We start from the raw sequence: 11,952 nt of genomic DNA on the forward strand, positions 1-11,952 counted from the left end.
TGGTAGTTTCTTGCACATTTTATAAATGGTTTATCTTTGCAAAAACAAAAAACCAATGAACAAGAAAGTAATCCTTATGATTTTAGATGGTTGGGGAAAATCTCCTGACCCTAAAGTATCTGCAATAGACAATGCAAATGTTCCTTTTATAAACAGTCTTTATCAAAATTACCCTAGCGCCCAACTTAGAACTGACGGTTTAAACGTAGGTTTACCGGAAGGTCAGATGGGAAACAGCGAAGTAGGCCACATGAACCTTGGTGCCGGAAGAATTGTATATCAGGATTTAGCCAAAATAAACTTAGCTGTAGCACATAAAACATTAGCCAAAGAACAAGTACTTATTGATGCTTTTACTTATGCTAAAGAGAATAATAAAAAAGTACACTTTTTAGGATTAGTTTCTGATGGAGGTGTTCACTCTCATACTTCACACTTACGCGGATTAATTGATGCATCGCAAGAATATGGATTAAAAGATGTTTTTATTCATGCTTTTACAGACGGTCGTGATGTTGATCCAAAATCGGGAGCAAAATACATTCATGACTTAGAAGAGCATATTAAAGATACTCCGGTAAAAATTGCGTCTATCATTGGCCGTTATTATTCAATGGATCGTGACAAACGCTGGGAACGCGTAAAACTGGCTTATGATTTAGTTGTAAATGCTATTGGAACTCACTCAAAAAATGCGGTTGCAAGTATCCTTGACAGTTATGCAAATCATATAACAGATGAATTTATTGAACCAATTGTAATGGTTGATGAAGAGGAAAAACCATTGGCAACTATTGTTGAAGGTGATGTTGTAATTTTCTTTAATTTCAGGACAGACCGTGGTCGTGAGCTTACAGAAGCACTTTCGCAACAAGACTTTCACGAGCAAAACATGCATAAACTTAACTTGTATTATGTTACGCTTACCAACTACGATGAAACGTATCAAAATGTAAAAGTCGTTTATAACAAAGATAATATCACTGAAACCCTTGGTGAAGTTTTAGAAAAAGCGGGCAAGAAACAAATCCGTATTGCTGAAACAGAAAAATATCCGCACGTAACATTCTTCTTTTCGGGAGGAAGAGAAACTCCTTTTGAAGGCGAATCAAGAATTTTAAGAAATTCTCCAAAAGTAGCTACTTACGATTTACAGCCGGAAATGAGTGCTTTCGAATTAAAAGATGCTCTTGTACCTGAATTAAACAAAGGAGAAGTTGATTTTGTATGTTTAAATTTCGCCAATGGTGATATGGTTGGACATACCGGAATCATGAGTGCAGCAATTTTAGCCTGTGAAGCTGTTGATGCCTGCGTAAAAGAAGTTATCGAAGCTGCTTTGGCAAATGATTATACAACAATCGTTATTGCCGATCATGGAAATTGCGAAACTATGATTAATCCTGACGGCAGCCCAAATACAGCACACACAACAAATCCGGTGCCGATTATTTTAGTTGATAAAGATTTGAAAAACATACAAGATGGTGTTTTAGGTGACATCGCTCCTACTATTTTAGAGTTAATGGGAGTTGAACAGCCAGCTGCAATGACTTGTCATTCGTTGTTGTAGTAACCATTTTTTATCCAATAAAAAAGAGACAAGTTTTGAAATTTGTCTCTTTTTTGTTTTTATAAATAAAATAACGTTATGTCACCCTGAGCGGAGTCGAAGGCTTGTGATACAGAAAGGGTTTCGACTCCGCTCAATCTGACATTTGTGTTTTGAAATAAATTTTATCACATTATAAAATAATGATAAGTCCATTCGACACCATAAATCACAAGTCCGATAAGTCCTCCTACCAAAGTGCCGTTGATTCTTATATACTGAAGATCCTTTCCTATTTCTAATTCTAACTTTTCAGAAACTTCTTTACCATCCCAGCTTTTTACTGTTGAAGATATTAAGTCCCCAATTACTTTTTTATTATTCAAAAGCACTGACAGCAAATCATTCTTAATAAAATTATTAATCTTATCGATCATCACAGGATCTTCTTTTAGTCCATTTCCAAAACTCTGAATCAGGCTGGCAATATTCTTTTTAATAGAAGATTCATCACCTTTTCCGATATCATTGGTTATCGATAATTTTATCTCATCCCAAATTCCGTTAACATAATCCTGAACTTCTTTTTTGCCTGCAAAATCAAGAATCATATTGTTGATTTTTACCCTCATCTCTTCAGAGTTTTTTACTTTATCCAGAAAATCATACACATACTCATCTATTTTTATTCTGATTTCACTTTCAGGATTTTTTGCTTCATTTAAAAATTCCTGTAATCCATTAAAAATACCTTCTGAAATACTTTTATCAGCAAGGCCAAAACTCAAAAATGGTGTTGATTCCTTTACTTTTTTTCTAATGAGATCTTTATTATTACTCAATTCCGCACTCATGACTTCTAAAAGATTTGTCAATAATCGATCCTTTACGTTTCCTTTCTGCAAAGGTTCTAAGGCCAGAGCTACCCAATCTCCAAAATTAATAGCTTCTAATTTTTCCTTGAACTGAACCTGAATAAATCTTTTTATATCCTCATCTTTTATGGCTTTCAGGATTCCCGGAATAATATTTAACGCTATTGCGTTGGCGATTTTATCTGCATTTTCTTCTTGTGATAACCAATCAGATGCTTTTACAGCAAAATTGAATTCCTCTAATTTAATTTCTAATTTCTCACGGTTCAAAAATTCTTCTGAAACAAAATTCCCCAGATTTTCTCCAATTTCATTTTTTTTTGTTGGAATAATGGCGGTATGCCAAATCGGAATTCCCAAAGGGTGACGAAACAAAGCAACAACTGCAAACCAATCGGCAATTCCACCTACCATTGCAGCTTCACTAAAAGCCTGCAGCATCGGAATTTTAAAGTAAATAGCAATTATAAACAAAAGCACCGCAACACCTAAAAGTGACAAAGCACTGGCCTTCATTTTTCGCAAAGCTTTTAATTTAACTATATCTTGATCTGTAGAAGTCTCCATGATTATAACGTTTTTCTACTAATTTACGTTTTTTCTGTCAAATAATAAACCCAAAAGACTTTGAAATTAAAAAGGGTTGCCACAAATTTCACGAATCTTCACTAATTATTTTCTGCGTAAATTTTAAAACAAATGAAATTCGTGAAATTCAATTTTTAGGTTAATATTGAATTCGTACTAATTCGTGAAATTCGTGGCGAAAAATTTATATTAAAATTGTACTTTTGCGAACTGAAAATCTGAAAAATATGATTATCCAAAAAACCAGAGAGGAAATAGAATTAATGCGCGAAAGTGCTTTGATCGTATCTAAAACATTAGGAATGATTGCTTCTGAAATTAAAGAAGGAGTAACTACATTATATCTTGACAAATTAGCCGAAGAATTTATTCGCGATCACGGTGCAGTTCCCAGCTTTTTAGGATTGTATGATTTCCCTAATTCGCTTTGCATGAGCCCGAACGCTCAGGTCGTACACGGAATTCCAAACAATACACCTTTGAAAAACGGAGATGTTATTTCGGTAGATTGCGGTGCATTCAAAAATGGATATCACGGCGATCATGCCTATAGTTTTGAAATTGGAGAAGTTGCCCCTGAAACTAAAAAACTTTTGCAGGTAACCAAAGAATCTCTTTACATAGGAATCAGAGAATTTAAAGCCGGAAATCGCGTAGAAGATGTTGGAAATGCGATTCAAAAATATACAGAATCTCACGGATACGGAGTTGTTCGTGAATTGGTTGGTCATGGTTTAGGACAAAAAATGCACGAAGCTCCCGAAATGCCAAATTATGGTAAAAAAGGCAGAGGAAAACTTTTTGTTGAAGGAATGGTGGTTGCAATTGAGCCGATGATTAACATGGGAACAAAAAACATCAAACAACTAAAAGACGGCTGGACTATCCTGACCGCTGACGGAAAACCAAGTGCGCACTTTGAGCATGATGTTGCTTTAATTGATGGAAAACCTGAAATTTTATCGACTTTCTATTACATCTACAAAGCATTAGGAATTGAAAGCAACGAAGAAGATGAATTCAGAAAAGTGCCGTTAGTTATCTAACACGAATTTCACTAATTTACACAGATTAATATAGCTTTGAAATTTCACTAATATAAATTATGAACGAATTATATTTAAAGGATGAGTCCTATAAAATTATAGGAATCTGCATGGAGGTTCATAAAATATTGGGTAAAGGACATAGTGAAAAAGTTTATGGTGACGCATTAGAATATGAGTTTCAAAGAAATGAAATTCCATATAACAGGGAGCTAAAATATAATATAGCTTACAAAGACATCATATTATCAAGCTATTATTTTGCAGATTTTGTAATTTACGATGAAATCATTTTAGAACTAAAAGCAATTACAGCACTGTCAACAAGTGAAATCAAACAAACATTAAATTATTTAGCCGCATCAAAAAACAAATTAGGATTACTAATCAATTTTGGAGAGGACAGCCTGAAATATAAAAGAATAATACTTTAACCCAAATAAAGATCCGTGAAATTTCACCGCAATACAAATCCGTAAATTCGTGTTCAAATATCTATTAAACCGTGAAGAAACTATTTAAATTAGTACTTAATACAATTCCACGTCCATTATTAATTCGTTTGAGTTATGTGGCGCGTCCAATTTTGGCTTTATCATTAAAAGGAAATAAATATACTGATCCTATTGACGGGAAAAGTTTTAGGTCATTTTTGCCTTACGGATATGGCAAACAACGTAACAATGTACTTTCACCAAGTACACTTTCGTTAGAGAGACACCGCTTGCTTTGGTTATACCTAAACGACCAGACTGATTTTTTTACAGCACCTAAAAAAGTATTGCATTTTGCTCCGGAACAAGCTTTTTATAAATTATTCCGCAAACAAAAAAATCTTGATTATACGACAACCGATTTATTTTCGCCTTTGGCAGATGTAAAAGCAGATATTTGTAATTTGCCTTTTAAAGACAACGAATATGATGTGATTTTGTGTAACCACGTTTTAGAACATATTCCGGATGATACAAAAGCGATGCAGGAATTATTTCGTGTATTAAAACCAGGCGGAATGGCAGTTTTGCAGATTCCACAAGATTTAAACAGAGAAGTGACCTTTGCAGACGACTCAATTACAGATCAAAAAGAACGTGCTAAAATATTCGGACAATATGACCATGTTCGTATTTACGGCCGTGATTATTTTGACAAGCTAAGAAGTATTGGATTTATCGTAATTGAAGAAGATTATACCAATAAACTTACTCCTGAACTGGTTGAGAAATATTGTCTGGCAAAAGGAGAAATTATTCCGCTTTGCTTCAAACCGGAAAACTAATTTTTCCACCATATAAGTTCATTTAAAAAGTTTTCAAAATAGTAATAATTTGGAAACTTTTTAATTTTATAGAATTCCCAAATTACAACCTAACCAAATCCCAAAATCTTGGAACCTACAAAATCATTTCAGTTTTGTTTTGATATCAGTTTTGAAAAAAATCTGAATACCTATATTCCAACCTCATATATTGTTGAGGGTACTTCTGAAATTAAATATTTAGACAAAAAAGCGACTAAGAATGTCCTTGAAAGTTTTGGAATTGTTTTTGAAAATTTAGATTCCAATACAAAAAAAATACTGACAGTTTGTGAATCTTTAAAACCTGAATTTATTTTCAAAAAATTCAGCGTCAAAATCAAATCGGCAAAAACCATTGCCGATCTGCAAAAAGATTCCAAAATTGATTTTGCAATTCGTCAGCATTTAAAATTCAATTTAAGTTCCTTTTACGATTTAATTGTGAAGGAACAATTTCCTTTATCTTTGGATTTAGGACCTGAGAAAGACTTTTATCGATCCAGAGTTAATATCGATTCTCGTGATTTTGAACCTCAAATTCAATTTGCTAAACATTCAGAAGGTATTACTTATACCCTTTCCTTAAAAGAAAATAAAACTACTTTTTCACCTATGAATAGTAGTATCGATATTCTTTTGGATGAGCCGGGCTGGCTAATTGTCAATAAGAAATTAGGGCAATTAAAAGAGCTTAATTCTAAAAAACTGACTCCTTTTCTAAAGAAAAAATCAATTGAAATACCTTCAAAATTGGTTGATAGTTATTTTAAAAGTTTTATTCCCGAAATAGCCAAAAAAATTGATATTGAAGCCACTGGTTTTGAAATGGAACAGCGTGATCAAATAATTTCGAGTACGATTCAGCCAGTTTATGATTTCTTTAAAAATTGTTATTACCTCAATCTTTATTTCGATTATAACGGTTATTTATTTGACGCCGGTAAAACTAAAAAAACACATTCTTTTGTTGATTTCAGCATTGCTAATGAGCCCAAAATAATTCAGTTTAAAAGAAGTGCCGTCGAAATTTTATACACAAAAAAATTATTTGAAATTGGTTTAGTAAAAGTCAAAAACGAATTGTTTGGGCTGGATACAGATTTAGAAACCGATGATCCTTATATCAATATTCAATTAATTATTGACAATAAAGAAAAGCTTGAAAGTTTAGGTTTTACGATCCAAAACCTGAAACTTGAAAGCAAAGAAATCATTACAGAAAACCATACTGTTTCGGCCTCAAAAGATACAAATGGAGACTGGTTCGACATTAAAATCATTATTACGATTGGGGCTTTTAAGATCAATTTCAGCGAAATTATTCCCAATATAAAAAACAAGGAAAGACTTTTTTTACTGCCTGACGGAAACTATTTTTTGATTCCTTTAGAATGGCTCAGCAAATATAGTTCGCTGGTAAAATTGGCCAAAACAGATAACGGAAATCTCCTTTTACGTAAAAGTAATTTTGCCGCTTTAGATGCAATTCCGGAAATTAAAAACGATGTAATTCACGAAGCAGAATATGTAGCTTCTGATTTGCTAAAAGCAACTTTGAGACCTTATCAAATTGATGGTGTAAAATGGCTTTTAGGTCATTTCAATTCAAATTTAGGGGCTTGTCTGGCAGATGATATGGGACTGGGAAAGACATTACAAACTTTAGCGGTCTTGGTTGCCGTACAAGAACAGTTAGGATATACAACTAAAACAACCAATTTTGATTTGTTTCAGAATGAAACTGTTGTTGAAAAAGAACCTTTAAGAGCCCTGATTGTTTTGCCTTCTTCATTGGTTTTTAACTGGTACAACGAAGCTGTAAAATTCACACCACATTTTTCAAAAATGCAATATGTTGGCAACGACAGAAAATTATTAGCAAGCCGATTAGAATCAACTGATTTAATTTTTACCAGTTACAGCATCGTTCATCGTGATATTTCAATTTTAGAAAAATACAATTTCCGTTATTTAATTTTGGATGAAAGCCAATACATTAAAAATAAAAATTCTAAAATTTTTAAAGCCATAAATAAAATAAACACGGCTCATAAAATGGCGCTAAGCGGTACGCCAATCGAAAACTCATTGGACGATTTATGGTCGCAGATGCAATTTATAAATCCGGATATTTTGGGCACTTATGCTTTCTTTGCAGAAAATTTTAAAATTCCGATTGAGAAAAAACAGGATGAAAATAGTTTGTCTGAATTAAAAAACCTTATTCAGCCTTATATCTTAAGAAGGACCAAAGAACAGGTTTTAAAGGATTTACCCGAATTAACAGAACAGATTTATTATTGCGATATGGATCCTGAACAGGAAAAATTATATGAAAAAGAAAAATCAAAAGCCCGGAATTTTTTACTGAAAACAGATGGATCAAGCCCTGACAAAATTAGCATTATCAATACGCTGATGAAGTTAAGACAGTTGAGTAATCATCCAAAAATGGCAGATCAGGAATCGGAAATTGATTCAGGAAAATATAATGCGGTCACTAATTATCTGGAAACGTTAGTAAAAGAGAAACAGAAAATCATCATTTTTAGCTCATTTGTTACTAATTTGAGTTTTTACACCGATTGGTGCAAGGAAAACAAAATAGATTTTTGTGAAATTACAGGCGAAACCCCTGCAAGGAAAAGAGAGCAACAGGTAAATCTGTTTCAGGAAAACGAAGATCCTTTGCTATTTTTTATTTCGCTCAAAGCTGGCGGCGTTGGTTTAAATATCACCAAAGCTTCTTATGTTTTGTTCTTAGATCCCTGGTGGAATCCTTTTGCAGAAAAACAAGGTGTTGGAAGGGCACACCGGATTGGACAGTTAAATAAAGTAAATGTTATTCGGTTTATTTCGAAAAATACGGTAGAAGAAAAAATAATCAAGCTGCAGGAAAACAAAAAGCTGTTATCTGATTCACTTTTAGAAGAAAGCTATATTAACGACGAAATTGAAGTTAATCTGGAATACATTTTGGGTTCTTAATAATTTGTTTTTAAAACCAATAAAATGTCCTATTTTTCGTTATATAAATTCTTATATTTACAATCTTACAATGTAATAAGATGCCAAAATTTTTATTTCAAAAACTTCTTCTGGTTTTCATTTTTACTTCGGCAACAGCCCAGGAAGTACAAACTGAGGTGACTCCGCCCTATAATATCAAGACTGTGTCATTTGTTCAGGGTGGAAGTAATGTCGTTCCTATATTTGAATTAGGTGCTACATTTGAATTGCAATTTGATGACTTATTTGGTAATGAAGCCAATTATTATTTTGAAATTACACATTGTGATTATAACTGGAAACCGACAGGTATTCCTAAAACAGATTACATTCTCGGTTTCGATAATCAACGAATTACAGATTACTCGAATTCTTTCAATACACTCCAGCTTTATTCCCACTACAGACTCCCTTTTCCAAACCAGTTTACTACACAACTGCGAATTTCCGGGAATTATATGCTAAAAATCCTGAATGAAGACAGGGAAGTTGTTTTTTCGAGAAAATTTATTTTATACGAAGAGCGTTGTACTGTTGCGGCTCAGGTAAAAAGAAGCAGAAACCTCAGCAATATTGATTACAAACAGAATCTTGATTTTTCAATCACATCCAATGATATTGTTTTTCAAAATCCTCTGCAAAATGTAAAAACACTTTTGATTCAAAATGGAAATTTTAATACGACTATCAAAAATGTACCTCCACAATATACACTGGCAAATGAATTGGTTTATAAATACGATAGTGAAACACAGTTCTGGGGAGGAAATGAATTTTTATATTTTGAAAATAAAGATATAAGGGTTGCCAGTAATAATGTCGCAAAAATAGGCGCTAATAGCGATATTTACAATTCATATTTATATACTAGTCCGGCAAGGGCAAATCATATTTACACGGTAAATCAAGATGTAAACGGAAATTTTGTAGTCAAAAATATCAATGCCTCAAATAATGCTGTTGAAGCCGATTATGCCTGGGTATATTTTAGTCTTTCGGCTCCAACTTTCAGATTAGACAAAGACATTTATATTACGGGAATGTTCAATAATTATAGTTTATCACCCGAATATAAAATGGATTATAATGCCGAAAAAGGTATTTATGAAAAAGCAGTAATGATTAAACAGGGTTTTACTAATTTTCAATATACAATAGCGGACAAAAAAGGAACTATTGATTATGAGAATGCTATCGATGGAAATTTTTACCAAACTGAAAACGAATATACAATTTTAGTTTATTACAGGGAAAGTACTGACCGCTACCAGAAAGTTATTGGAAAGGGAAATGCGAACTCATCAAATATTATCAATTAAAACATTCTAAAAGGATTTTAATAGAATCATTTTTTTTCGTAAGTTTGCAGTTATAACACTCACATATATACTACTTTAGTATGGTTTCTCAGATAACAAGAGGCATAAAAATATCTGTTTTGACTAGTTTTGAAGGTACTTACTTCAAAAACTACAAGATTCATTTTGCCTTTAGCTACGTGGTTACAATCGAAAATCACAGCAAAGATTCCGTACAATTAACCTCTCGTCACTGGGAGATTTTCGATTCCTTAAATGACATAGAAATAGTTGACGGTGAAGGAGTTATAGGCAAAAAACCTGTATTAAAACCAGGAGAAAATCATACCTATAGTTCAGGTTGTTTATTATCTTCTCCTTATGGAGCAATGAAGGGTCATTTTAATATGATAAATTTTACCACGACAAAAATATTTAAAGTAATCGTTCCTACTTTTAGAATGTGTGCTCCTTTTGCCATAAATTAGGTCTTAGCTAAAACTTTTTTCTTCCATAGTTATCTTATTCTTAAAATTATCAAATTATTAATTTATCCTTTGTACTTTTGTACTCCGTTAGAGTATTCGCAATAAATCAAATCTTCTAACAGCTAAATTGTTTAATTATCTAATTTTAATAACATGCTAAAAGGATTCTTTCATGTACCAAAAGCGGTAAACGAGCCAGTTAAAGGATACGCACCGAACTCGCCAGAAAAAGCAGCTGTTCTTGCAGCTTACAAAACAATGTGGAATTCTAAAATCGATGTTCCATTATACATTGGAAGCGAAGAAATAAGAACTGGAAACACAAGAACAATATCAGCACCTCATGATCACAAACATATCGTAGGAACTTATCATTTGGCTGAAAAACAACATATAGAAAAAGCCATTGCCAATGCGCTTGAGTCAAGAAAAGCATGGGCAAATATGGCATGGGAACAACGTGCAGCTATTTTTTTAAAAGCTGCTGAACTTATTGCTGGTCCATATAGAGCACGTATCAACGCTGCTACAATGATCGGGCAATCTAAAAATATTCACCAGGCAGAAATTGATGCATCTTGCGAATTAATCGATTTTTTACGTTACAACGTAGAATTTATGACTCAAATTTACAACGATCAGCCAAAATCTGATTCTACAACATGGAATCGTTTAGAATACAGACCGCTTGAAGGGTTTGTTTACGCGATTACTCCTTTCAACTTTACTGCAATTGCTGCAAATCTTCCTGCAAGTGCTGCTATGATGGGTAACGTTGTGGTTTGGAAACCAAGTGACAGTCAGGTATTTTCTGCAAAAATCATTATCGAAGTTTTCAAAGAAGCCGGAGTTCCTGATGGGGTTATCAACGTAGTTTTTGGAGATGCTTTAATGATTACCGATACTGTTTTGGCAAGTCGTGATTTTGCAGGAGTTCACTTTACAGGCTCAACTCATGTTTTTAAAGATATCTGGGCAAAAATTGGCACAAACATTCACCATTATAAAACATACCCAAGAATCGTTGGGGAAACGGGTGGTAAAGATTTTATTATTGCACACCCAAGCGCTAACGTAAAACAAGTTGTTACGGGAATTACTCGTGGTGCATTTGAATTTCAGGGACAAAAATGTTCTGCAGCTTCAAGAGCTTATATTCCGCAAAGTTTATGGCCAGTTGTAAAAGAACAATTGATTACAGATGTAAAATCTATGAAAATGGGTTCTCCTGAAGATTTCGGAAACTTTATTACTGCAGTTATTCACGAAGGATCTTTTGATAAATTAGCCAGTTATATCGATCAGGCTAAAAAAGATGCTGATGCTGAAATTATTGTTGGAGGAAATTATGATAAATCTGTGGGTTACTTTATTGAGCCGACAGTTATTGTAACGACAAACCCAAAATATACTACAATGGAAACCGAATTATTCGGACCAGTAATTACTATATATGTTTACGAAGATTCAAAATGGGAAGAGACTTTAGAATTGGTTGATACTACTTCTGAATATGCTTTAACAGGAGCTGTATTTAGCCAGGATCGCTATGCTATTGAAGTAGCAACTACGAAATTGCAAAATTCTGCCGGTAACTTCTACATCAATGATAAACCAACAGGAGCTGTTGTAGGAATGCAGCCTTTTGGTGGTGCCAGAGCATCCGGAACCAACGATAAAGCCGGTTCTGCTTTGAACTTATTGCGTTGGGCTTCTCCAAGAACCATCAAAGAAACTTTTGTAACCCCGGAAGATTACAGATATCCATTCTTGGGGTAATTTTGTTTCAAGTTTAA

9 protein-coding genes are annotated in these 11,952 nt (G+C 33.4%); 8 read left to right on the top strand and 1 reads right to left on the bottom strand.

All coding sequences use genetic code 11. The features are described 5' to 3' along the window. Window positions 1-55: 55 nt before the first annotated feature. A complete protein-coding gene (gpmI, locus tag PMI10_RS00395; RefSeq protein WP_007803231.1) occupies window positions 56-1,573 on the top strand; it encodes a 2,3-bisphosphoglycerate-independent phosphoglycerate mutase in 1,518 nt (505 codons plus the stop codon). A 167-nt stretch (window positions 1,574-1,740) separates the two neighbouring features. Here gpmI and PMI10_RS00400 read toward each other — a convergent pair whose 3' ends face one another. Continuing rightward, entirely contained in the window at window positions 1,741-2,994 is a 1,254-nt protein-coding gene (locus tag PMI10_RS00400) for a DUF445 domain-containing protein (RefSeq protein ID WP_007803233.1), read from the bottom strand. 248 nt (window positions 2,995-3,242) lie between these two features. Between PMI10_RS00400 and map the strand changes: the two genes are divergently transcribed. The 7 genes from map to pruA all read left to right on the top strand — a co-directional run bounded on the left by map (window position 3,243) and on the right by pruA (window position 11,935). Next, window positions 3,243-4,061, top strand: coding sequence for a type I methionyl aminopeptidase (gene map / locus PMI10_RS00405; protein ID WP_035631175.1), 819 nt, complete (start codon window positions 3,243-3,245; stop codon window positions 4,059-4,061). A gap of 59 nt (window positions 4,062-4,120) precedes the next feature. Then, window positions 4,121-4,495, top strand: a complete 375-nt coding sequence (locus PMI10_RS00410; RefSeq protein WP_007803236.1) for a GxxExxY protein — start codon at window positions 4,121-4,123, stop codon at window positions 4,493-4,495. Window positions 4,496-4,566: 71 nt separating this feature from the next. Further along, window positions 4,567-5,340 carry a class I SAM-dependent methyltransferase gene (locus PMI10_RS00415; protein ID WP_007803237.1) on the top strand — a complete coding sequence of 258 codons (774 nt, stop codon included), beginning with the start codon at window positions 4,567-4,569 and terminating at the stop codon, window positions 5,338-5,340. A gap of 108 nt (window positions 5,341-5,448) precedes the next feature. Then, on the top strand, window positions 5,449-8,349 hold the full coding sequence (locus PMI10_RS00420) for a DEAD/DEAH box helicase (protein WP_007803239.1): 2,901 nt from the start codon (window positions 5,449-5,451) through the stop codon (window positions 8,347-8,349). A gap of 80 nt (window positions 8,350-8,429) precedes the next feature. Continuing rightward, complete coding sequence (locus PMI10_RS00425; RefSeq protein WP_007803241.1) at window positions 8,430-9,689, top strand: type IX secretion system plug protein; 1,260 nt, start codon at window positions 8,430-8,432, stop codon at window positions 9,687-9,689. 80 nt (window positions 9,690-9,769) lie between these two features. After that, window positions 9,770-10,156: a Co2+/Mg2+ efflux protein ApaG gene (gene apaG / locus PMI10_RS00430; RefSeq protein ID WP_007803244.1), complete on the top strand. Its 387-nt coding sequence runs from the start codon at window positions 9,770-9,772 to the stop codon at window positions 10,154-10,156. A gap of 153 nt (window positions 10,157-10,309) precedes the next feature. Continuing rightward, window positions 10,310-11,935, top strand: coding sequence for an L-glutamate gamma-semialdehyde dehydrogenase (gene pruA, locus PMI10_RS00435; RefSeq protein ID WP_007803246.1), 1,626 nt, complete (start codon window positions 10,310-10,312; stop codon window positions 11,933-11,935). Window positions 11,936-11,952: the final 17 nt, after the last annotated feature.

It is taken from the genome of Flavobacterium sp. CF136 (assembly GCF_000282055.1).
GTDB lineage: Bacteria > Bacteroidota > Bacteroidia > Flavobacteriales > Flavobacteriaceae > Flavobacterium.